The organism is Pseudomonas sp. Ant30-3 (assembly GCF_000690905.1).
Taxonomy (GTDB): domain Bacteria; phylum Pseudomonadota; class Gammaproteobacteria; order Pseudomonadales; family Pseudomonadaceae; genus Aquipseudomonas.
This window is the reverse complement of record NZ_JMCL01000054.1, coordinates 1-21,750: the sequence shown is the minus strand read 5'-3', so window position 1 is coordinate 21,750 and position 21,750 is coordinate 1. Positions and strand designations below refer to the sequence as shown.

At 57.7% G+C, this 21,750-nt stretch carries 25 protein-coding genes and 3 pseudogenes; 15 read left to right on the top strand and 13 right to left on the bottom strand.

Annotation, left to right across the window (positions count from 1 at the left end; all coding sequences use genetic code 11):
- Nucleotides 1-632, bottom strand: a pseudogene (locus tag DU29_RS0113810) (L,D-transpeptidase family protein); the annotation flags it as partial.
- A gap of 81 nt (nucleotides 633-713) precedes the next feature.
- Between DU29_RS0113810 and DU29_RS0113805 the strand changes: the two are divergent.
- From DU29_RS0113805 to DU29_RS1000000133755, 4 genes are all read left to right on the top strand, one after another.
- The gene (locus DU29_RS0113805; protein ID WP_028622255.1) at nucleotides 714-1,418 is read left to right on the top strand and encodes a murein L,D-transpeptidase catalytic domain family protein; all 705 of its coding nucleotides are present in this window, start codon (nucleotides 714-716) and stop codon (nucleotides 1,416-1,418) included.
- 78 nt (nucleotides 1,419-1,496) lie between these two features.
- On the top strand, nucleotides 1,497-2,315 hold the full coding sequence (locus DU29_RS0113800; protein WP_028622254.1) for an alpha/beta fold hydrolase: 819 nt from the start codon (nucleotides 1,497-1,499) through the stop codon (nucleotides 2,313-2,315).
- Entirely contained in the window at nucleotides 2,302-3,480 is a 1,179-nt protein-coding gene (locus tag DU29_RS0113795) for a PAS domain-containing sensor histidine kinase (protein WP_028622253.1), read from the top strand. Before DU29_RS0113800 ends, DU29_RS0113795 begins: the two co-directional genes overlap by 14 nt.
- Before the next feature lie 81 nt (nucleotides 3,481-3,561).
- Nucleotides 3,562-3,996, top strand: coding sequence for a hypothetical protein (locus DU29_RS1000000133755; protein WP_442961304.1), 435 nt, complete (start codon nucleotides 3,562-3,564; stop codon nucleotides 3,994-3,996).
- Here the strand turns inward: DU29_RS1000000133755 and DU29_RS0113785 are convergent.
- The 3 genes from DU29_RS0113785 to DU29_RS0113775 form a co-directional block, all read right to left on the bottom strand.
- Complete coding sequence (locus tag DU29_RS0113785; protein ID WP_028622251.1) at nucleotides 3,879-4,244, bottom strand: histone-like nucleoid-structuring protein, MvaT/MvaU family; 366 nt, start codon at nucleotides 4,242-4,244, stop codon at nucleotides 3,879-3,881. The genes DU29_RS1000000133755 and DU29_RS0113785 overlap by 118 nt on opposite strands.
- Before the next feature lie 393 nt (nucleotides 4,245-4,637).
- Entirely contained in the window at nucleotides 4,638-5,915 is a 1,278-nt protein-coding gene (umuC, locus tag DU29_RS0113780; RefSeq protein ID WP_028622250.1) for a translesion error-prone DNA polymerase V subunit UmuC, read from the bottom strand.
- A complete protein-coding gene (locus DU29_RS0113775) occupies nucleotides 5,908-6,333 on the bottom strand; it encodes a LexA family protein (protein ID WP_028622249.1) in 426 nt (141 codons plus the stop codon). Before DU29_RS0113775 ends, umuC begins: the two co-directional genes overlap by 8 nt.
- 244 nt (nucleotides 6,334-6,577) lie before the next feature.
- On the opposite strand from DU29_RS0113775, the gene DU29_RS0113770 reads away from it, so the two are divergent.
- From DU29_RS0113770 to DU29_RS0113760, 4 genes and pseudogenes are all read left to right on the top strand, one after another.
- Nucleotides 6,578-6,820, top strand: coding sequence for a CopG family ribbon-helix-helix protein (locus DU29_RS0113770; protein ID WP_028622248.1), 243 nt, complete (start codon nucleotides 6,578-6,580; stop codon nucleotides 6,818-6,820).
- On the top strand, nucleotides 6,810-7,094 hold the full coding sequence (locus tag DU29_RS0113765; protein ID WP_028622247.1) for a type II toxin-antitoxin system RelE/ParE family toxin: 285 nt from the start codon (nucleotides 6,810-6,812) through the stop codon (nucleotides 7,092-7,094). Before DU29_RS0113770 ends, DU29_RS0113765 begins: the two co-directional genes overlap by 11 nt.
- 102 nt (nucleotides 7,095-7,196) lie before the next feature.
- A pseudogene (locus DU29_RS1000000133750) lies at nucleotides 7,197-7,370 on the top strand (polymorphic toxin type 44 domain-containing protein); the annotation flags it as partial.
- On the top strand, nucleotides 7,357-7,776 hold the full coding sequence (locus DU29_RS0113760) for a hypothetical protein (RefSeq protein WP_028622246.1): 420 nt from the start codon (nucleotides 7,357-7,359) through the stop codon (nucleotides 7,774-7,776). The pseudogene DU29_RS1000000133750 and the gene DU29_RS0113760, both read left to right, overlap by 14 nt.
- A 145-nt stretch (nucleotides 7,777-7,921) precedes the next feature.
- Here the strand turns inward: DU29_RS0113760 and DU29_RS1000000133245 are convergent.
- Nucleotides 7,922-8,047 (bottom strand): annotated as a pseudogene (locus DU29_RS1000000133245) (site-specific integrase); the annotation flags it as partial.
- A 103-nt stretch (nucleotides 8,048-8,150) separates the two neighbouring features.
- Between DU29_RS1000000133245 and dusA the strand changes: the two are divergent.
- Together dusA and tal are read left to right on the top strand one after the other, a co-directional pair.
- The gene (gene dusA, locus DU29_RS0113755) at nucleotides 8,151-9,161 is read left to right on the top strand and encodes a tRNA dihydrouridine(20/20a) synthase DusA (RefSeq protein WP_081832486.1); all 1,011 of its coding nucleotides are present in this window, start codon (nucleotides 8,151-8,153) and stop codon (nucleotides 9,159-9,161) included.
- Nucleotides 9,162-9,364: 203 nt separating this feature from the next.
- Nucleotides 9,365-10,291 carry a transaldolase gene (gene tal, locus DU29_RS0113750; RefSeq protein ID WP_028622244.1) on the top strand — a complete coding sequence of 309 codons (927 nt, stop codon included), beginning with the start codon at nucleotides 9,365-9,367 and terminating at the stop codon, nucleotides 10,289-10,291.
- A 160-nt stretch (nucleotides 10,292-10,451) separates the two neighbouring features.
- Here tal and rssC read toward each other — a convergent pair whose 3' ends face one another.
- Together rssC and rssB are read right to left on the bottom strand one after the other, a co-directional pair.
- Complete coding sequence (gene rssC / locus DU29_RS0113745; protein ID WP_007935262.1) at nucleotides 10,452-10,934, bottom strand: anti-sigma factor antagonist RssC; 483 nt, start codon at nucleotides 10,932-10,934, stop codon at nucleotides 10,452-10,454.
- Nucleotides 10,931-12,115 carry a two-component system response regulator RssB gene (gene rssB, locus DU29_RS0113740; RefSeq protein WP_028622243.1) on the bottom strand — a complete coding sequence of 395 codons (1,185 nt, stop codon included), beginning with the start codon at nucleotides 12,113-12,115 and terminating at the stop codon, nucleotides 10,931-10,933. Before rssB ends, rssC begins: the two co-directional genes overlap by 4 nt.
- Nucleotides 12,116-12,392: 277 nt before the next feature.
- On the opposite strand from rssB, the gene DU29_RS0113735 reads away from it, so the two are divergent.
- A complete protein-coding gene (locus DU29_RS0113735) occupies nucleotides 12,393-12,692 on the top strand; it encodes a PilZ domain-containing protein (protein WP_028622242.1) in 300 nt (99 codons plus the stop codon).
- A gap of 60 nt (nucleotides 12,693-12,752) precedes the next feature.
- Here DU29_RS0113735 and DU29_RS0113730 read toward each other — a convergent pair whose 3' ends face one another.
- On the bottom strand, nucleotides 12,753-13,442 hold the full coding sequence (locus DU29_RS0113730) for an MlaA family lipoprotein (RefSeq protein ID WP_028622241.1): 690 nt from the start codon (nucleotides 13,440-13,442) through the stop codon (nucleotides 12,753-12,755).
- Nucleotides 13,443-13,641: 199 nt separating this feature from the next.
- Here DU29_RS0113730 and DU29_RS0113725 point away from each other — a divergent pair, with 199 nt between their 5' ends.
- Both DU29_RS0113725 and DU29_RS0113720 read left to right on the top strand, forming a co-directional pair.
- Nucleotides 13,642-14,262, top strand: coding sequence for a hypothetical protein (locus DU29_RS0113725; RefSeq protein ID WP_028622240.1), 621 nt, complete (start codon nucleotides 13,642-13,644; stop codon nucleotides 14,260-14,262).
- A 110-nt stretch (nucleotides 14,263-14,372) separates the two neighbouring features.
- A complete protein-coding gene (locus tag DU29_RS0113720; RefSeq protein ID WP_028622239.1) occupies nucleotides 14,373-14,636 on the top strand; it encodes a DUF4404 family protein in 264 nt (87 codons plus the stop codon).
- Between the two features lie 73 nt (nucleotides 14,637-14,709).
- Here DU29_RS0113720 and queF read toward each other — a convergent pair whose 3' ends face one another.
- Nucleotides 14,710-15,540 (bottom strand): NADPH-dependent 7-cyano-7-deazaguanine reductase QueF, encoded by an 831-nt coding sequence (queF, locus tag DU29_RS0113715; RefSeq protein WP_028622238.1) that lies wholly within the window; start codon nucleotides 15,538-15,540, stop codon nucleotides 14,710-14,712.
- 53 nt (nucleotides 15,541-15,593) lie between these two features.
- Complete coding sequence (gene copI, locus DU29_RS0113710) at nucleotides 15,594-16,112, bottom strand: copper-resistant cuproprotein CopI (RefSeq protein ID WP_028622237.1); 519 nt, start codon at nucleotides 16,110-16,112, stop codon at nucleotides 15,594-15,596.
- Nucleotides 16,113-16,266: 154 nt separating this feature from the next.
- On the opposite strand from copI, the gene DU29_RS0113705 reads away from it, so the two are divergent.
- Both DU29_RS0113705 and DU29_RS0113700 read left to right on the top strand, forming a co-directional pair.
- Nucleotides 16,267-16,947, top strand: coding sequence for a heavy metal response regulator transcription factor (locus tag DU29_RS0113705; RefSeq protein ID WP_028622236.1), 681 nt, complete (start codon nucleotides 16,267-16,269; stop codon nucleotides 16,945-16,947).
- Nucleotides 16,947-18,296, top strand: a complete 1,350-nt coding sequence (locus tag DU29_RS0113700; protein WP_028622235.1) for a heavy metal sensor histidine kinase — start codon at nucleotides 16,947-16,949, stop codon at nucleotides 18,294-18,296. Before DU29_RS0113705 ends, DU29_RS0113700 begins: the two co-directional genes overlap by 1 nt.
- A 123-nt stretch (nucleotides 18,297-18,419) precedes the next feature.
- On the opposite strand, the gene DU29_RS0113695 is transcribed toward DU29_RS0113700, so the two are convergent.
- The 3 genes from DU29_RS0113695 to DU29_RS0113685 all read right to left on the bottom strand — a co-directional run bounded on the left by DU29_RS0113695 (nucleotide 18,420) and on the right by DU29_RS0113685 (nucleotide 21,672).
- Nucleotides 18,420-19,664: a lipoprotein-releasing ABC transporter permease subunit gene (locus tag DU29_RS0113695; protein WP_028622234.1), complete on the bottom strand. Its 1,245-nt coding sequence runs from the start codon at nucleotides 19,662-19,664 to the stop codon at nucleotides 18,420-18,422.
- A 66-nt stretch (nucleotides 19,665-19,730) separates the two neighbouring features.
- Nucleotides 19,731-20,414, bottom strand: a complete 684-nt coding sequence (gene lolD / locus DU29_RS0113690; RefSeq protein ID WP_177326960.1) for a lipoprotein-releasing ABC transporter ATP-binding protein LolD — start codon at nucleotides 20,412-20,414, stop codon at nucleotides 19,731-19,733.
- A 7-nt stretch (nucleotides 20,415-20,421) separates the two neighbouring features.
- Complete coding sequence (locus DU29_RS0113685; protein WP_028622232.1) at nucleotides 20,422-21,672, bottom strand: lipoprotein-releasing ABC transporter permease subunit; 1,251 nt, start codon at nucleotides 21,670-21,672, stop codon at nucleotides 20,422-20,424.
- Nucleotides 21,673-21,750: the final 78 nt, after the last annotated feature.

Genomic DNA, 21,750 nt, shown 5'->3' with positions numbered 1-21,750 from the left:
TCTTGCGGCGGGGCCTGGGCAAACGCTTTTGCCACATCGTGATTGTCCAGAGCGGCGAAAAAAGCGTTGACGTCGTCACGCGGGTCGACACCGTTGGCATCGAAATTCCAGTGATTATCCAGCCGCGCGGGATCGACCTTGCCCCGCCGCAGCTGCATCAGCGCGCTAATGAAGGTATGCGTGGTGACAAGATCAAAAGCCGCTTGCTGCTCAGGGGTGGCAGGCGCTGCCTTCAAAGTCGCCCGGGATCGGACCAGTTCGTCGATGTGAAAATCCGTTGGCGTCAAACCGTCAATGTCCGTCGCCTGCAGGCTGGTGATCAATTGATCGATGTCGGCGTCGTGAGTCCATGCCGGTCGATAGGCGCGATGAGCGTAAAAATCCAGCACCAGACGACTGACGTCCACACGTCGATGACGGGTTGCAGTCAGCAGCGGCGGAAAGGCGCTTTTCAACGGTTCCAGCGACGCCTGGATAGCCCGACCGACGTTGTCATCGGGCGCAGCGTGCGATAGGGCGATGGCCGTAGATGTCGGCTCAATCGGAGAAGTTTCGGCCAAAGCGGTGCCGCTGATCAGAAAGCCCATTAAAAAAACGCGGCTTATGACGAATAACCTTGTTAAAAGCACCATGAATAATCCTTAATCCTCCACATTCAACGCCTGGCATCCAACGCACTGCTAGACTCGAACTCAACAAGATGAGACATCTATATGGCGCTATTACGTTTTGGCTGTGTCTTCCCGGCACTACTACTGACTGCAATGTCCGCACCGTCAGCCTACGCCGATTCGCTCGCGACCGCTCTTATCAAAGCAGCGCCCAAAGCCAATGCCAACGTCATCAACCTCGCAGTACGCGCCTCAAAATGCAGCATCGCCCAAGGCGCAGCCCCCGCGCAAAGACTTGCTGTGATCGATTACTCCCTGCCTTCGACCGAACAGCGCCTTTGGGTGTTCGATTTAAAACAGCGCAAGTTATTGTTTCAGGAATTGGTCGCCCATGGTCGCAACACCGGCGAAAACATGGCTGTCAATTTCTCCAACAAGAATGAAAGTTTTGCCACCAGCCTCGGGTTGTACCGCACCCAGCAAAGTTATGTCGGGCAAAACGGCTACTCATTGCGCATGCAAGGTCTGGAGCCGGGTTTCAACGATAACGCTTTCGACCGTGCAATCGTCATACATGGCGCTCCTTACGTCAGCCCGGTACTCGCGCGGGCGAATGGGCGGATCGGTCGCAGTCTCGGCTGCCCGGCAGTCCGACCGGCGGTAGCGCGCAAGCTGATCAATTCCATGAAAAACGGCCAGTTGTTGTTTTCCTACTACCCGGATAACCGCTGGTTGAAAACCTCGTCCTATATCAATTGCGGTAGCGGCACCATGGCGTCGGCTACCAAGCGCGTGACCAATCGCTAATGCAGCGTGACCTGTTGCGCGGGACTATCTAAACTCCCCCACGGCCAAACACTTTAGGCTCGACCGGGAACCCCTCGCATGGACCTTCAACACCGCAACAACGTGACAGTCAGGGGCAACGGTCCGGCGACACTGGTGTTTTCTCACGGTTTCGGCTGTGATCAGACAATGTGGCGTTACCTTGTCGATACATTCGCGGATCGTTTCAAGGTCGTGCTGTATGACCTGGTGGGCGCTGGTCAATCGGACCTCGGCGCTTACGACACGCAGAAGTACAACTCGCTGGGTGGTTATGCGCAGGACCTCAACGAAATCATCGACCAATTCGCCAGCGGCCCGGTGATTATCGTCGGCCACTCGGTCAGCGCGATGATCGGTGCTCTGGCCGACCGCCAGGCGCCCGGCAGAATCGCCGCTCATGTGATGATCGGTCCGTCGCCCTGCTACATCGATTCCGACGACTATGTAGGCGGTTTCCAGCTCGAAGACATCCACTCCCTGCTCGACACCCTCGACAGTAATTACCTCGGCTGGTCCAGCAACATGGCCCCGGCGATCATGGGCGCGCCGGGCCAACCGGCGTTGGGCGAAGAGCTCACCAACAGTTTTTGCAGGACCGACCCGGAGATCGCCAAGCAATTTGCGCGGGTAACGTTCATGTCGGACAACCGCAAGGACATTGCCGGCCTGACTACCCCGACCTTGATTCTGCAGTCTACTGACGACCTCATCGCCCCGGTTGCCGTGGGTGAATACCTGCACGATGTGCTCACCAACAGCACCTTGTGCCTGGTGGACAACGTCGGTCACTGCCCGCACATGAGCGCGCCGAGTGCGTGCTCCGACGCCATGGACAGCTTCCTGTCGCCATGGGTAGGCGCGCATGCCGAGCGATGAGCCGGTGCTGCCCGACCCGCAAACGTTGTTCGAGCTAGCCCCCTGCGGATTGGTCGTCACGAAGGAAAACGGCACGATCCTGCAAAGCAATAAGACGTTCGGCAATTGGGTCGGCTTCGAACCCGCCGAGTTGATCGGTCGACGCTTTCAGGACCTGCTGACCATGGGCGGGCGAATTTTTCATCAAACCCACTGGGCGCCGCTCATGCAGATGCAGGGCTCCGTCGCGGAGGTCAAACTCGATCTGGTGCATCGCGACAAACGCACCGTGACCATGCTGCTCAACGGTGTCAGGCGCGAACACGCCAACGGCGCGTTCTATGAACTGGCCTTGTTCGGTACCACGGATCGCGACAAGTACGAACGTGAACTGGTTCGTGCGCGAAAAGTCGCCGAAGACCTGTTACGCGAAAAGACCGCGGCCGAGACTGCTCTCCAGCAAGCTCAGGCGGAGCTGAAAATGGCCTATGAGAAATCTCAGCGGCGCGCCACGTTTGCCGAACAGATGGTGGCCATCGTCAGCCACGATCTGAAGAATCCGCTCACGGCGATCAAAATGGCTTCGCAAATGCTCAGCACCGCAGAGCGCAGCCCCAAAGAATCCCGCTTGCTGGGCCACATCGGCCAGTCATCCGAGCGCGCGCAACGGATGATTGCCGACTTGCTGGACTTCGCCCTCGCCCGCGTTGGCCGCGGTTTGAACATTGCGCCTGCGTCGATAGATCTGCATCAGGTCACTGGGCAGATTGTCGATGAGCTGCGAGTAGCGTTTCCACAATCGACGCTGGTCCACCAATCGATCGGCGCGGGCAGCGCTCATCTGGATGCAGATCGCGTCCAGCAAATCATCGGTAACCTGGTGGCCAACAGCGTGGCTTACGGAGATTTGGACCAACCGATCACGATCACCTCCCGCCTGGAGAATGAGCAGGCCATCGTCTCCGTGCACAACCATGGGCCTGTGATTGCGCAAGCAATCATGAGCGTTCTGTTTGAGCCGATGACCCGTGGCACTCAGACCGACAGTGAAGTGCGCAGCGTCGGCCTCGGTCTGTTTATCGTCAGGGAAATCGCCGTCGCGCACGGCGGTGTCGTGTCGGTGAGTTCAGATGCACAGGATGGCACGGTGTTCTCTGTCTACTTCCCGCGACAAGCTGCGCGCTGAAGCCAATCACTGCTGAATGTTGTTTCCAGGCCCGGCGCGTGATCAGACTGGTTTGATCGCCATGGTGTTGATCACAGACATATTAAATCAGGACCGCACTTCGAGCTTACGGCCCATCTGATTCAAGCGGTCTCAGCCGGCACTGGCTTCGGTTTGATTCCGGAAATACTGGTGCAGGATGAGTTGCACGGCGGTGAACTTTTTGCATTGTTTGAATCCATCGGAGATGGCCGCAGTTATTACCTTGTCTGCGCGACCCGATACCAGATTCTGCGCCCTTTGAATGTTTTCAGCGACTGGCTGCAGGCGCTGTCGTTCCTGATCCATCAGCGGTCCGCACGAATAGGCGCGATAAAAAAAGGGCCCTCAAGGGGCCCAGTTTTTTCTTCAATTGCGTCTTACTTTTTCAGCCAGGACTCGACGGTAGCGGAGCCGTGTTCAGCTTTCCACTCCTTCAGGGTTTTATGGTTTCCGCCTTTGGTTTCAACCACTTCGCCGGTTTTAGGATGTTTGTAGACTTTCATTTCGCGCGGCTTGCGAGTACTGGTTTTTGGCTCGTTCGCAGGGGTGCGACGACCCGCTTTCGGGTCAAGAAGGTTGATCACATCCTTCAGGCTGTAGCTGTATTTGGCGAGCAAGTCGCGCAACTTGGTCTCGAACTCTATTTCTTTTTTCAGACCCGCGTCGCCCTTCAAGGCTTCAAGCGCCTGGAGTTGTTCGGCAAGGTGTTTTTCGAGTTGGCGGAATTCTGCGAGCTTGGACATTATTGATCTCTACGTGGTTAGTAACCAGACGGTACACCAAAAGCACCTGTTTGAATTTAGTTAACTTAATTCATCTGAGCAAGTAATTCCTTCAACGTTTGTACATCACTTGCATTGCAGGTGATGCCTGCGGAACGGAATCGTCATCGAGGCTGTCCGTTGTAGTAGACACCAACGTGTCAGCCCCCTACCAACCTGGAGAAGCAAACCATGAATAACATTATCTACATCGTCGGCGCCGTCGTGATCGTCCTGTTTATCCTGTCTTTTATTGGCATTGTGTAACCCTGACCCATCAGCAAGGAGGCTGAATTTGCCTGGCACTACCGGCGCCTGCACGGTGCCGGCGCAAGTGGCCCGTGATGATGTAGGCAGCGTTCGCGGCCCAGGCCACTAGTTACAGGGCACCTTCCACAGCTGATCAAGTCTTGTGGTGTAGCTCTGGCTCATGATGTCCCGTCGCATGGCCCATTCCGGGTGACTTGGCACACTGGCAGTGCGTAAAGTGCCTCTGCCCCACCGGCCGTTGATCTGATCCAGAACTGTCATGACTCTGGTCGCCTCGGTGGCCTGAGACGCTGCGAACAGATCATCCGTGTACTCGCCGGGCTGACACAGGTTCAACAGCAACACCTCCGCCTTGCTGTATTTGAACCCCGGCCTGAACACCCGATCGAGTGCATTGACTGCCAACCGGGTAAGTAATCGCACATCATCCGTCGGGTATGGCAAATCGACCACCACCCCATTCGCGTACCTGGCTTCTTCCGGATTGAACATGCCGGTGCGAATGCTGACGCGGATCTTCCTGCACAACGAATTCTGCGCCCTGAGTTTTTCCGAGGCGCGCATCATGTAGGTCGCGACCGCTTCCTTGATCGGCGGCAATTCCGAGAGACGTCTGCCAAACATTCGGCTACAGCAGATTTCCTGCTTTGGTGGGTCAGGTTCGTCCAGTTCAAGGCACGCGGTACCCGCTAACTCGCGAGCGGTCTTCTCGATGACAACACTGAATTTTTTGCGCAAGGTCCATGGATCGGCTTTGACCAGGTCCATCGCGGTCTTGATCCCCATTGCATCCAGATGCATCTTCATTCGTCGACCGACACCCCACACCTCGCCGACGTCAGTGTTGCGCAGGACCCAGTCACGTTTGACTGCGTCGCAAATGTTAACCACCCCACCCGTCTGCGCTTGCAGGCGCTTGGCCGTGTGATTGGCCAGTTTCGCCAGCGTTTTGGTGTGAGCGATGCCGACCCCGACCGGGATGCCGGTGCAGCGCAGCACATGGCTGCGAATCCGGCGACCGAGGCTGTCCAGATCGACGATGCCAGTAAGATCGGCGAAGGCTTCGTCAATGCTGTAAACCTCGACGGCCGGCACCATCGACTCGATCAGGCTCATCACGCGCTCGCTCATGTCGCCGTACAGCGCGTAATTGGAAGAGAACGGGACGATACCGTGCTGCTTGAGCTTGTGCCTGACCTGGAAGTACGGCTCACCCATTTTCACAAAAGGTTTGGCGTCATAACTGCGTGCGATGACGCAGCCGTCGTTATTGGAGAGCACCACAATGGGCACCTTCGCCAGATCGGGCCGAAACACCCGCTCGCAACTGGCGTAAAAGCTATTGCAATCGATCAGGCCAAAAACCGCCGGGACTTCAGACATGGCTGCGCACGCTGCTCGTCACCACGCCCCAAATCGTCAACTCGTCTCCTTCGAGCACGTAGCGCGGCGGGTATTTGGGGTTATCCGACAGCAGAATCACATCCTTCCCACGCAGGCAAAGGCGCTTGCACACCGGTTCATTATTCAGCAAAGCAATCACCACATTGCCGTGCACCGGTTCTATCGAACGGTCAACAATCGCCAGATCGCCTTCATAAATACCCGCACCCTGCATGCTCTCCCCTGTGAGTGACACCAGATAGACATGCGGCGCCCGCACATTCAGCACCTCATCCAGCGATATCTGCGCCTCGATGTGATCTGCCGCCGGCGACGGAAAACCTGCCGGCACCTGAAACAGGCACAACGGCAACCTGAACCCGCCCTCGCTGATGGGGCCTAGAATTGAGTAACTCATGACGCACGACTTCCAATACTGTACGAATATACAGTTAACGTTGTGGAGGCGTTGCGGTCAAATTTTGTAGGAAATATCGGATAGGTGGGTGGGGAGATTGGCGCTGTTGGGACGGGGTGGTTGGTGTTGATGCTTGGGCTTGTCCGGGATGACATATTTGGCATGGAAGCAGTGACGGCGTGTTGGTTCAAGCAGACTCTCGACGGTGTAAGATGCCCGACATACTTCACTCATCGAGGTTGCCATGACCGGGATATCCCTGAACCTGCCGGAAGACCTGTCAAAGTCTCTCGCCGATCTGGCCAAGACAAACGGCCAGAGCGCCAGCTATTTGGCCATGGACATTCTTCGCGACTACATCGAACACGAGCATGCGCTGACCGTTCAGATTGAACAGGCGGTAATAGAAGCCGATCGAGGCAATTTTGCCAGCGATGATCAGGTGGCGGCGATGCGTGCCCGGCGCTGGAGTCGGAATGCGGGTTGAGTGGCTGGAACAAGCACTCAGGAATCTGGAGGACGAGGCCAACTACATTGCTCTTGAAAACCCCAAGGCTGCAGACGACTTCTCGGAGGCTATTTTTGCAAGCGTGGATAAACTAGCCCAGTTTCCCGCCATGGGCCGTGAAGGGCGAGTCAGACAGACGCGAGAGTGGGCAGTGCCCAATTGGTCTTACCTAATACCGTATCGGGTAGAAGGTGACCGGCTTCAAATCCTCGGCATATTTCACACGCGGCAACGCCCTCGCAGCCAGTGGTAACCATCCAGAGCGACCCCATTGCGCGCGTCCACTACTAATAAACTACCTCGCCTCGCTGACTCATCACCAGCGAATCGCTCTGACCTGTGCATGATGTCTTTCGATGGGCTCAGAGCGTGGGATGACGCGCCTGACAGAATCTCAATTAGCATTGGCGTGAAACTCTACCGACAACATCCTAACGGAGGCATCACACCCAAGATGGTTATGGACGAAGTGCTCGCTGTACCCGTCAAAGCATGGGGAAAAGGGGTTCGACCGCATGTCTGCAAATAAGCCCAAAGTCCGGTATGGTCGTTGGTTCCTCTTGCTCCTTGTAGTCGGGCCTTTGGCATTTTGGTACTTCGCCTCTCCGGTGGTAGCCGTAAACTTTTCTCCCGACAGCAAGGAAGAGTTTCGATACGTCTGGAACACTCAGGACAGAATTCACAGAGGAGACATCAAGCACGGAGGCTCGGCCGTCGAGTTCAGCTACATATTTCCGGATCAGGACTTCTTCATGATGTTCAACTGGTGGACTGATGCAGGCTTTCAAAGGTGCATCGACATCACGCCCAAATGGGGGCGTACGATAGACATCTATCTGGATGCAACAGGCAGAATCGACGTCGCCAAAACGGGACCTGACGTGATTGGGCGCTTGGAACAATGCGCGGGCGAACCGGATCCTTTTAGGCCCTGAGATTCAGTTGCGCTCAACCGTCCACAATAATGGTGACGCTCCTGATTCGAACCTGTATGAGAAATAGAGTGTGGATACGAGTTGAGCCATCACTCCCAACCCATCACTACTGATGTCGGGCATTGACTCCACGGCAAACGCTAAACGCCGCCTGTTTCCGGGCGAAGGTCTGGCACTCTTGGTAGACTTGCACTCCGTCGCGCTTGATGCGGATCTGAGCCGTGTAGCTCACAGTCCCATCCGCCAGTTTTCTTGCTCTGATATTCGCCATATTGAAAGTGGTACGCGTCAGTGTTGAAGTGGTACTTCGTACCACCGAGCCTTCAAAAACGCCTGAAAACGCCTGAAATACCGCCCAGAACACGTTGAAGAAAATGCTAGATAAACAGAGCTTTAGCCCAGCAGGATCAAGCACCGCACTGTCCCGCCGCTTCTCCGTCGCCCCGATGATGGATTGGACCGACCGTCACTGCCGCTTCTTCCTGCGCCTGCTCTCCAAACACGCCCTGCTCTACACCGAAATGGTCACCACTGGTGCGCTGCTTAACGGCGACCACGAACGTTTCCTGCGGCATAACGAGGCCGAGCACCCGCTCGCGCTGCAGCTTGGTGGCAGTGTGCCGCTGGATCTCGCTGCCTGCGCGCGGATGGCGCAGGCGCATGGCTACGACGAGGTCAATCTCAACGTTGGGTGCCCAAGTGATCGGGTGCAGAACAACATGATCGGTGCGGTGCTGATGGGGCATCCGCAGCTGGTTGCCGATTGCGTGAAGGCGATGCGCGATGCCGTGTCGATTCCGGTGACGGTGAAGCATCGCATCGGGATCAACGGCCGCGACAGTTACGCCGAGTTGTGCGATTTCGTCGGCACGGTTCGCGAGGCGGGTTGCACCAGTTTTACCGTGCATGCGCGGATTGCGATTCTGGAGGGGTTATCACCGAAGGAAAATCGAGACATTCCGCCTCTGCGTTACGACGTCGCGGCGCAATTGAAGGCTGACTTTCCCGACCTGGAAATCATCCTTAACGGAGGGATCAAGACGCTGGAAGACTGTCATGAGCACCTGCAGATATTCGACGGCGTGATGTTGGGGCGCGAGGCTTATCATAATCCTTACATCATGGCCGAGGTGGATCAGCAGCTGTTCGGCAGCACGGCGCCGGTCATCAGCAGGGCCGAAGCACTGGCGCAGTTGCGACCCTATATAGCCGCGCATATTGACGACGGCGGTTCGATGCATCACATCACCCGGCATGTGTTGGGGTTGGGGACCGGGTTTCCGGGGGCGCGGAAATTTCGCCAGTTGTTGTCGGTGGATATTCACAAATCCAAAGAGCCACTGGCGTTGCTGGACCAGGCCGCAACATTGCTCGAAGGACGTTGATGCATTTTCGGAGATCGCTCGCCGGGCGGTTACCCCGGTTGAACCTGTGGCGTCTTTGAGCATCGAACAATCGATACCGCGCCCCGCCTTTCAAACAGCCTTTCCAGGGCTGTTGCCAACGGGGCCATCGATACACGTACACGCCCTTGAGTGGCTGCAAGCGCTCGGGTAATGTCAACAGACCCATAGGACAGAGCACGCCCATGACTTCCAAGCTGGAACAACTCAAGCAAATGACCACCGTGGTTGCCGACACCGGCGACTTCGAAGCGATCGCTCGCGTCAAACCTGTAGACGCCACCACCAACCCTTCCCTGCTGCTCAAAGCGGCGGCCATCACCGGTTACGCCGAGCTGCTCGACGCTTGCGTCAGCGACTGCAAAGGTGATGTGGGCCTGGCCAGCGACCGTTTTGGTGTCGCGGTCGGGCAAGAAATCCTGAAAGTGATTCCTGGGCGCATTTCCACCGAAGTGGATGCGCGCCTGTCGTTCGACACTGACGCCGTATTGAAGCGCGCGCACCGTCTGATCGAGCTGTACGACAAGGCCGGCATCGGCCGTGACCGCGTGCTGATCAAGATCGCTTCCACCTGGGAAGGTATCCGTGCTGCCGAGATTCTGGAAAAAGAAGGCATCCAGACCAACCTCACCCTGCTGTTCTCGTTTGCTCAGGCAGCAGCGTGTGCCGATGCGGGCGTGTTCCTGATCTCGCCATTCGTGGGCCGGATCTACGATTGGTACAAAAAGGCCAACGGCAACGACTACACCGGTTCGGATGATCCGGGCGTGCAGTCGGTGACGCGCATCTACAACTATTACAAGGCCAATGACTACAAGACCGTTGTCATGGGTGCGAGCTTCCGCAACCTGAACCAGATCGAGCAGTTGGCCGGTTGCGACCGTTTGACCATCAGCCCGGACCTGATCGACAAACTGGCAGCGGACACTGGCAAGCTGGAGCGCAAGTTGACACCGGGCCATGCCGGTGAAGCGCGTTTGAGCCTGAACGAAGCGCAGTTCCGTTGGTTGTCCAACGAAGATGCGATGGCGACCGAGAAACTGGCTGAGGGCATTCGTCAGTTTGCTCGCGATCAAGAGAAGCTTGAGGCGCTGTTGCAGGCCAAGCTGTGATTTGATTCACCGGTAATGCAAAAAGGGCGAACCCTGGTGGGTTCGCCCTTTTTTTGTTTGGATATGAGTACTACAGGGCACTGGCTTGATCAGGTGGTGATGCTCAATATGCCATCGCCAGCAAGCCGGCTCCCACAAGGGACATGGCATCAATTGCTGATCAGTGCCGCTCCAGCGCATTCACCAGGTCATGAAACGCTTCACGATTGGAGTCGTTCAGGCCCATGAGGATCTTGTGAGCTTCCAGCACCTTGATCCGCACCACCTCTTCCGACTGATCCTGATCCGGCAGGTCTGTCAGGCATTCAGGGCACGGGATCGGACGATCGACGATGTTGAACACCTGCTCGAAGCCCATCGACTGCAGCAGACGGGTGATGTCTTCATGGGTGGTGACCACGGTCGGCAGCAGGCCGACCTTTTGCCGCGACAAAATCGACAGTTTGGCCAGCAGGCCAAGGGTGGTGCTGTCGATGCTGCGGGTTTCGGTCAGGTCGATCACGATTGCGTTGAAGTTCAACGCCGTGAAGATCCGCTCGATAGTCGCATCCAAGGCCGAACACAGGGTCAGGCGAACTTCACCGACGAACTTCAGGACGAAAGTGCCGTCCTGCTCGGCGAACTGGATTCTACCGGTACTCATTGAAGATTCCTGCTCAACACCAACAGGGCGATATCATCCGGCATCTCCCCCAGCGTGGCCAATCCAAAAACCCGACGCAACCCATCCAGGGTGCCGCCCGCAGCCTTGACCCGTTGGGGCAACGCCGCTTCCTTCTCTTTGAGTGTAGGTTCTGGCAAGAGATCCAGAATGCCGTCCGACATCAGCGTCAGGCTGAACGCAGGCGGCAGTTCGAGCACGTGGTCTTCATAGGTCGCCTCTTTGAAGAGACCGACCGGCAGACCGCGGCCTTCCAGGTACCGGACACTGTCTGGCGTGTACAACACAGGCAACGGTAAATGACCACCGATGCTATAGGTCAACAAACCTGTCTCCTCGTCGATGACTCCACCGACCATTGTGACGTGTTTACCCAGCTTACAACTGATCAGGCCCCGGTTGATATGACCGAGGACTTCCGAAGGCTTGAATTCCGGCAATGTGCCGCTGCGTTTGGATTCGAACAACAAACGCGTGGTCATGAATTTCAGCAGTACGGTGACAAATGCTGAAGAGGCACCGTGGCCGGAGACATCCGCCAGATAAAACGCAACCCGGCGTTCGTCGACGCGGAAATAGTCGACGAAATCCCCTGACAGGTACAACGACGGGATGATCTGGTGAGCAAACTGGAACTCGTCGATGCTCCACGGGCTGATCGGGAGCATGTTCATCTGCACCTGGCGACCGGCATTCTGGTCTTCCTGCAGCAGGTTCAGACTGGCTTCGAGTTCGCGGTTGGCCTTTTCCAGCTTCTCGCGGTAACGCTGGTTTTCCAGTAAAAGACGCGCGCGATCCAGCGCCCGGCGCACAGAGTGCTCGAGCACCGCCAGGTCCTCGAGCGGCTTGATCAGGTAATCGGCAGCGCCAAGGCGCAAGGCTTCGACCGCATCATTCATCACGCCTGCGCCGGACACGACGATGACCGGGGTCTGTGGCGAAAGCTCAGTGACCTGACGGATGAGTTCGAGTCCGCCCATCTGCGGCATACGCAGATCGCAGATGACCAGATCGGGCTTGTCCTGCTCGAATACCTGAAGACCCTGCTGGCCATTGCTGGCCTGCAAGACACTGAAACCACTGTCGTCCAAATAGGCGGCGAGGCTCGCGCGCACTACTTCGTCATCATCGATTATCAGCAGCGTGGCACTGGTTTTTGGCATGTGGGCAAACGGCGCCAGAATTAGGTTGGCGTAGCGGGCTGGGTAATTCACCCGGCACAGACTACTGGATTCGCTTTCTAGCCTCTCTAACGCACTGCTTTCGAGCATTTGCCCGGTTCACAGATCCACTTAGAGGTGCCCTTCTAAGGCGCAGACGGTACTCCCATCCGCGGGGCGTTTCAAGCTCACGCCGATCGTCGCTTGACGTCTTTACTTGTCAAATGACCGAGAGTTATAAGAACTGTCAAAACCGTAACCCAATGGAAGGATGAAGCCCATGCCTCAAAGCGATCGGGACTACAGCGAAAAGCGTGATTTCATCCGCATGCAGATTGATGCGGATGTGGCGCTGATTCATCAGGGGGACGAGATTGCAGCCGTCTGCATCGACCTTTCCAGCAGCGGGATGCAAGTTGAGGCACCACAATCGTTCAAGGTCGGCGACCGCATCAACGTGCGCATCGAATCCGATCACGCGGCGTTGAAAGGCCTCGAAGCCGACACCAAAGTGGTGTGGGTCAAGGACCAGGACGGTGGCAGTCAGAAACTCGGCCTTACAATCCTGAAGATGAAATAGGCAGTTTCACAAAAGCAGAAGGCGGCCCTGAGGCCGCCTTCTTGCGTTCAACGATCGAGATCAGAAATCGTCTTCTACCTGACCGTCCTTGACCTTGAATTCGCGATTCTGCAGATAGGCGTTGCGTACGAAGATGTACTTGTCGCCGCTGATCAGCTTCTCCGCCGACAACAGGCTCGCGCGGGTATCGACGATATTCAGGCCGAAGATCGAGTTACGGACCGGCACGTCGTTGATGTAACGGTAAGGACTGGTGTAGCCGTCGACGTATTTGGCCGGTGTATCACGCAGTGTGCTCGGGCCCAGCAGTGGCAGCACAACATAAGGGCCGCTTCCTACACCCCAATAGCCCAGCGTCTGACCGAAGTCTTCGTCGCTGCGGTTCAGCCCCATCTGGGTGCCGACATCAAAGAAACCCAGCAGGCCAAAGGTGGTATTGAAGATCAGGCGGGCCGTGTCGACGCCAGCGGCTGCTGGCTTGGCTTGCATGATGTTGTTGGCAAGGTTGGTGACATCACCGACGTTGCGGTACATGTTATGAATGCCATCTTCAAGAAACTGCGGGGTCACGAACTGATAACCCTGCGCCAGAGGTTTCAGCGCATAGGTGTCGAGCACATCGTTGAATTTGAAGATCGGGCGGTTGAAGCCTTCCCAAGGGTCATCTTCCGTCGCTGCCTGAGCAGCGAACGGAACCAGCAGCACACTGGCGCACACAGAAAGCCGAGCTAGATGATTGCTCCAGCGCATAGAAGAACTCCTTGGATTGTACTGGCCGGGGCACTTGGCCCGGGCGTTAAGGTGGCTAGTATAAGACGGAAAAGTCGCTTTAGGCACTCATGTACGCGCTGGCCTACCGATGATTCGTCCAAACGAAGCGATTCACATCATTGTCATCCAACTGTCACCAACGCCGCCTAGCCTTGTGCTTATTTTCAGGGAAGTTGATATGCCGCGCGTCGAAGCCTCGCCTCTCGCAGCACCCAGCCTGACTGCCGTTTTGTTTGGCCTCACGGGTTGCCTGGTGGATTTCGGCGCTCGCACGCGCCTGCACCGCAAACACTCTGCCGAAAACGCTAACGTCACCCCGGGCGCACTAGAGAGCCTGCGCAGCTTGCAGCTTCAACAAATCCCCTGCGCCTGGCTGGATGAGCACGCTCTTGAGCTAAGTCATTCGCTCGCTGCCGACTTGCCCACCTGGATCAAGCCATCGCAACACCCCGCGACGGTCAATCCGTGGCCCGCTCCGCATGCCTGTTGGCAGGCGCTGATGAACCTGGGCGTTGAACGCCTGGACGGCTGCGTCCTTGTCAGCGGCGAACCGCAACTGCTGCAATCGGGACTGAACGCCGGGCTCTGGACAATTGGCCTGGCCTCCTACGGTTCCCTCTGCGGGCTGACGCCGAACGAATGGCAGGCACTGTCCCCGCAGGAACGTGAAATGAAACGCGGCAAGGCGACGATGGATCTGTTCGCTTTGGGCGTGCACTCAGTGATCGATCATCTCGGTGAACTCGACAATTGCCTGGCCGATATCAGCCTGCGTCGGTTCAAAGGCGAAAAGCCCTGACAGGGATCATGCAGATTGGGCACGAGTGGATTAATCTAAAGCTCAGCCATAGACCTTTGACGCGCTGCTGCGGTCTATGCCAGTGCCTATCGATTAAAAGGAAGAACGCCATGCCTGCCCGCGAACTGCAAGAACAACTCAATACTCTGCGCGAGCAATTGGAACAGAATCCACCGCTCACCGAAGCCGAGCGCGAGAACCTGCGCGACTTGATGGCGCAGATTGACGCCGAGATCGAGCTGGAAACCAAAACCCAAGACACCAACCTCGCCGACAACGTGAACCTGGCTGTCGAGCGTTTCGAACTGGAACACCCTACCCTCGCCGGCACCCTGCGCAACATTGTACAAACGTTGGGAAATATGGGGATCTAAGTACTCCGCATGCAAAAAAGCCCCGCTAGCGATAGCGGGGCTTTTTGCTGCCTGCGATTTGCAATCGACGGCGTTACTGGCGGACCAGACGATGGTTCGGCAACTGCAGCTCTTCAGTGCTGCGGTACGGGTTGATGTCCAGCCCGCCACGCCGCACGTAACGCGCATACACCGTCAGTTTCTCTGGTTTCAGCAAGCGTTGCAGGTCAAGGAAAATCCGCTCCACGCACTGTTCATGAAAGTCGGAGTGCTGGCGGAAGCTCACGATGTATTCCAGCAGACTGGCGTGATCCAGCGCCGCACCGCGATACTCCACCGCCACGCTGCCCCAGTCCGGCTGACTGGTCACCGGGCAGTTGGATTTGAGCAAATGGCTGTGCACGCTCTCTTCAACGATGCGCGAATCATCGCAACGCAGCAATTCCGGGCGCGGTTGCTCGTAGTTGCTGACGCTGATGTCGAGGTCGTCGATGCACACGCCTGGCAACGCAACGACGCCTTCCGCCGCCACTTCATTCAGACTGCGAATGCGTACGCCCACGGTTTTACCGGCGGCGGCCGACAAGTCCTTGGCCAGCGTCGCTTCGAGGCTGGCGGTGTCGGCGAACGGGGTTTGATTCAACGAGTTCAGGTACAGCTTGAACGACTTGGATTCGATGATGTTCGGCGAATCCGCCGGAATAGTGAACTCACCGATCGCCACCACCGGCTTGCCGGATGGCAGCAGCCATGAAAGCTCGAAGCAGTTCCAGAAATCCACCCCTGTGTATGGCAGAGTTTCAGCCGTCAGGCCCAGCTCTGCCCACTTGGCGGTGCGCGGAATCGGGAACAGCAGGGACGGCGTGTACGTGGCAATGTATTCACTGGATTTGCCCAGCGGCGAGTGTTCGGCTGCGGGATGCATGGCGGAAACCTGACTGAAGAATCAGCCGATTCTAGCAAGATCGCCGCCGCGTTTCACTGACCAGCGCCTATGGCCAACTTGCCGACCATGCCCGCCTGGTAGTGGCCAGGAATATTGCAAGCAAACTCAAGCCCGGTGGCTTTGGTGAAGGTCCAGGTCAGCTCGGCGGTTTTGCCCGGCTCGATCAGCACGCTGTTAGGGTCATCATGCTTCATGCCATGGTCCATGGACCCGTGGTCCATTTCCTTCATGCCCGTAGGCGTGAGCATGCCGCTCTGCTGCATCTTGAGCATTTCCTGCTGGTGCCGCGCATGCATCGCCGCATCGCCGAGGTTGAATTCGTGCAGCAACTGGCCTTTATTCACCAGCACGAAACGAACTGTCTCACCGGCCTTGATCTTGATCGCCTTCGGAGCGAACGAAATGTCGCCCATCACCACGTCCACAGTGCGAGTCGCTTTCGCGGCCGCGGCCGGCTGACCAAAGTCAAAGGTGTGCGCTGGCGAAGCCCAAGTCGGCGAGCTCAGTGCCAACAACCACGCGGCCAGCAGCAGAGGTTTGCGCAAAAACATAGTCGTACTCCAACAAGATAGGGTTCAGCGTGTGAAAACTCTAAACTGCCAAGACTGCCCATAACCTGACGGGCAGATTACAACTTTGTCAGGTTGGCCTGTCGCGAAGCCACCCACGGTATAAAGCGTCCGTTCCATTTGCCTCGAGCTGCCCATGAAACTGCTGATTGTCGAAGACCAACCGAAAACCGGCCATTATTTGCGTCAAGGCCTGGCCGAGGCCGGCTTCAATGCCGAGCTGGTGGCCGATGGCAACGCCGGGCAACAATTGGCACTGAGCGGTGACTACGCGCTGTTGATTCTCGATGTGATGCTGCCGGGCCGCGACGGCTGGCAGATTCTGCAAGCGGTGCGCAGCGCAGGGCTCGACACACCGGTACTTTTTCTGACGGCCCGCGACGCCGTGGAGGACAGGGTGCACGGCCTCGAGTTGGGCGCCGATGATTACCTGGTCAAGCCTTTTGCCTTTTCCGAATTGCTGGCTCGAGTGCGCAGCCTGCTGCGGCGCGGGAGCGCTACACACCAGGAAACCAGCCTGCAACTGGCCGATCTGCGTCTAGACCTGATCCGCCGCCGCGTCGAGCGCAGTGGTCAGCGCATCGACCTTACCGCCAAGGAGTTCGCTCTGCTGGAGATGCTGCTGCGGCGCCAGGGCGAAGTCCTGCCCAAGTCGCTGATCGCATCACAAGTCTGGGACATGAATTTCGACAGCGACACCAACGTGATCGAGGTCGCGATCCGGCGCCTGCGCCTCAAGGTCGATGATGATTTCCCCAACAAGTTAATCCACACCGTGCGCGGCATGGGCTACGTGCTCGAAGAGCGCCTCCTCTGATGCGTAAACTTTCCCTTGGCAGCCGCCTGGCGTTGCTGTTTGCCGCCTGCACGGCCGTGGTGTCGTTGTTCGCCGGACTGTTGTTCAGCCACGCCAGCGAGGCGCATTTCGTCGAGCTGGATCAGCAACTGCTGGATGGCAAATTGATTGGTCTGCGCCGGGCGCTGCACGACCTGCAATCAAGCGAAAGCGAAGTCAGGCTGGCGGATGAATTGAGCCGCCAGGCTGATCTGTCGCTGCGCATCACCGGTAGCGACGGTCAACGTTGGTACGACAGCTCAATACGCCTGCCCGACCAGCTGCCGCAAACGCCCGGACTGTCGACGGTAAGCGAGGCCGGCACCGACTATCGCGTCCTGAACGCACCGCTATTTCCAGAAAAGCCTGGCTCGCCGCAACTGACATTATTGCTCGACATCACCCATCACCAGCACTTCTTGCAGCGCATGCAGCGCCTCATCTGGCTGACCGTCGGTTTGTCGGCACTGGTCACCGCGCTGCTCGGCGCCTGGGCCGCGGGCAGTGGTTTACGCCCATTGCGCCGCATGGGTGCGGTCGCCAGCGGCGTATCGGCTCAATCGTTGAATGCTCGCTTGCCGGAAGCGAACATGCCCCCGGAGCTGGCGGAAATGGCCCACCACTTCAACGCCATGCTCGAACGCCTCGACGACTCTTTTCAGCGTCTTTCAGCATTCTCCGCCGACATCGCCCATGAACTCCGCACGCCGCTGTCGAACCTGCTGACCCATACCCAGGTCACCCTCACCCGCCCACGGCCGATCGAAGATTACCGCGAGGCCCTGCACAGCAACCTCGAGGAATTGCAGTGGATGGCACAGCTGGTGAACGACATGCTGTACCTGGCCAAGGCGGACCACGGGTTGCTGGCGCCCAAGCGTGAATTGCTGGACCTGGCGGAGGAAGTGGATGTGTTGATGGAGTTTTTTGCGCCGCTGGCCGAAGACGCCCGCGTGACGCTCAGCCGTGATGGCAGTGCGCAGTTGCTGGGCGACCGTAATATGTTGCGGCGAGCGCTTTCCAATCTGCTGGACAATGCCTTGCGGTTTACCCCTGAAAATGGCGAAGTTCGGGTGCGGATAATTGATCGATCTACAGGCTTGTGCCTGATAATCGAAAATACCGGGAAAGTGATATCGGCGGAATTATTGCCGCGTTTGTTTGATCGATTTTACCGCGCCGATCCAGCACGACAGGAAGGCAGCAGCGAGCATGCAGGGTTGGGATTGGCGATTACGCAGTCGATCGTGCGTGCCCATGGCGGGCAGATCCGGTGTGAATCGGATCGGGGGTGGACGCGGTTTGTGATTGATTTACCCAAGGGGGATTGAGGCCAGCAGGTCTGGCCTCATCGCGGGCAAGCCTTGCTCCCACAGTGTTTTGTGTGTTCGCATATATGTGGAATACACAAATCCCTGTGGGAGCTGGCTTGCCAGCGATAGCGGTCTAACGTCTTACGAATAGCGCAATGCCGTTGCCGGTTCGATCTTCGCCGCTCGCCACGCCGGATACAGCGTCGCCAGAAAGCTCAACACAAAGCCCGCCGAACAGATCAACACTACATCCCCAGCCTGAAGCTCCGATGGCAAGTTGCTGACGAAGTACACGTCGGAACTGAAGATGTGCTGGCCGCTGACGCGCTCAACCCAGCCGACCAACTCACTGACGTTCAGCGCGGCGATCACGCCCAGCACGCCGCCGAGCAAGGTGCCGACGATACCGATCACGGTGCCCTGGACCATGAAGATCGCCATGATCTGCCGTGGCGTAGCGCCGATAGTGCGCAGGATCGCGATGTCTGCGCCCTTCTCGTTCACCACCATGATCAGGGTCGCGATGATATTGAACGCCGCCACGGCGACGATCATCAGCAACAGCAGGCCGATCATGGTTTTTTCCATTTTCATCGCGCTGAACAGGCTGCCTTGGGTGTGAGTCCAGTCGTCGGCGCGGTACGCCGTGCCCAGTCCGCCGGCAATATCGCTGGAGACCTTCGGCGCCGCGTACAAATCCTTGACTGCCAGACGTACGCTTTGCACCTGATTGGGCTGCCAATGCTGCATCTGCGCGGCATCGGCGACGTGGATCAGCGCCATCGAACCGTCCAGTTCGGCACCCACCTTGAACACGCCGACGACGTTCAGCCGCTGCATGCGCGGGGTGATGCCGCCCGGTGCGGTGCTGACTTCCGGCACGATCAGGGTGATCTTGTCGCCGACATTGAGGCGGAAACGCCGCGCGGTAATCTCACCAATCACCACGCCGAACTCGCCAGGTTTCAAGGCATCCAGACGCCCCTGAACAATGTGCTTGGCAACAATCGAGACCTTGCCTTCAAGCGCCGGATCGACGCCACTGACCTGAATCGGCTGCATCGCGCCTTTGTAGGACAGCATGCCTTCCATCTCGGTGAACGGCACGGCGGCCGTCACTTCGGGGTTTTTCATGGCGGCGGCGGCCACCGGCTGCCAATCGTCGATCGGATTGACGCCGACGATGGTGGCGTGCGGCACCATGCCGAGAATGCGCGAGCTCATTTCGCGCTGAAAACCATTCATCACCGACAACACCACGATCATCGCCAACACACCCAGGGCGAGGCCGATCATCGAGGTCATCGATATGAAGGAAACAAAGCGATTGCGGCGCTTGGCGCGGGTATAGCGCGTGCCGATAAAGATCGATAACGGTCTGAACATTCGCTGGGGCACCGTATAAAAATAAAAGACCCGACGCACTTTTCAGCGCTGTCGGGTTTCGGTCGGTCAGATTGGAGTCAGGCAACCTTCCTGCAGGTGCAGGACGCGATCCATCTGACGAGCCAGATTCATGTCGTGAGTCACCACCAGAAACGCGGTGCGCATCGAGGTGCTGAGTTCGAGCATCAGATCCTGAATGCCTTGCGCGGTGTGGGAATCGAGGTTGCCGGTCGGCTCATCGAGCATCACCAGGCCTGGCTTGTTCACCAGCGCGCGGGCAATGGCCACACGCTGACGTTCGCCACCGGACAATTCCGAAGGTTTATGCTCCAGGCGATGGCCCAACCCTACCCGCTCCAGCAATGCTGTCGCACGCTGACGCGCTTCAGGGATCGGCGTCTTGCCGATCAGCAAAGGCATGCAGACGTTTTCCAGCGCGGTGAACTCCGGCAGCAAATGGTGAAACTGGTAAACGAAACCCAGCGAGCGGTTACGCAGCAGGCCACGGGCTTTTTCGTTGAGTGCCGACAGTTCTTCGCCGGCCAGCCAGACGCTGCCCTTCGACGGTGTATCGAGACCGCCTAACAAGTTCAGCAAGGTACTTTTGCCCGAGCCGGAAGTGCCGACAATCGCGACACGCTCCCCCGGATGCAACTCGAGTTGCAGACCGGCCAGGACTTCCACCGACTCAGGGCCTTCCTCATAGGATTTACCCAGGTTTCGGCAGCTCAAGATTGCTTTATCACTCATGCCCGACTCACTCATAACGTAGCGCCTCCGCAGGCTGGGTGCGCGCGGCACGCCAGGCTGGATACAGGGTGGCGAGGAAACTCAGGACCAACGCGGCGGCGCAGACCATCAACACATCCTGGCTCTGCACCTGCGACGGCAGGTAATCGATGAAGTACACGTCGGCGTTGAGGAATTTGTGCCCGATCAGGCCTTCAAGCGCCGAAATCGCGGCGCTGACATTCAGCGCGGCAAAGATCCCGACCACGGCGCCGATCAACGTGCCGACGACACCAATGACCGTGCCCTGAACCATGAACGTCGCCATGATCGTCCCCGGCGTGGCGCCGAGGGTCCGCAGGATGGCGATATCACCTTTCTTGTCATTCACCACCATCACCAGCGTCGAGATAATGTTGAACGCGGCCACCGCAACAATCAGTAGCAAGAGCAAACCGATCATGGCTTTTTCCATGCGGATTGCCTGATACAGATTGCCGTGGGTGCGGGTCCAGTCGCGAGCGTAGTAACGGTCTTCGCCGAGCTGCTGGGCAATGTTCCAGGCCGTGCGTGGTGCCTGGAACAGGTCGTCGAACTTCAGGCGGATGCCCTGCACCTGATCGGGTTTCCAGCGGTGCAGCTTCGCCAGATCCTGCAGGTTGGTGACGCCCAGGTAACCGTCGATTTCACCGGCACCGACATGGAAAATGCCGACCACGGTAAAGCGTTTCATGCGCGGGAACATGCCGGCCGGGGTCACAGTGACCTCCGGCGCAACGAACGTCAGCTTGTCACCGATTGCCGCGCCAAGCTTGGCGGCGGCTTTGTCGCCGATCACGATGCCGAAGCTGCCGGGCGCGAGGTCGTTTAGTTTGCCCTGCAGCATGAACTGGTCAATGATCGACACCTGCCGTTCCAGCGCAGGGTCGATCGCATTAAGCAGCACTTTGGAGACCTTGCCTTTGTTGGTCAGCAAGCCCTGCATCTGCGTGAACGGCGCAACGGCCGTCACCTGCGGGTTCTGCTTGACCTTGGCGGCGAGGCCCTGCCAGTCGTTGATCGGTTCACCGGACTCGATGGTCGCGTGGGGCACCATGCCCAACACGCGGGTGCGCATCTCATGATCGAAGCCGTTCATCACCGACAGTACGACGATCATCACGACCACGCCGAGGGCGAGTCCGATCATCGAAGTCAGGGAAATGAACGACACAAAATGATTGCGACGCTTTGCACGGGTATAACGCGTGCCAATAAATACGAAGAGAGGTCTGAACATGTCGGGGCTTGTTCGGAGGGAAAAGGAACGTCCTTGTGGCGGGGGTCGGTAACCAGCTTTACACTCAGACCACCGCCG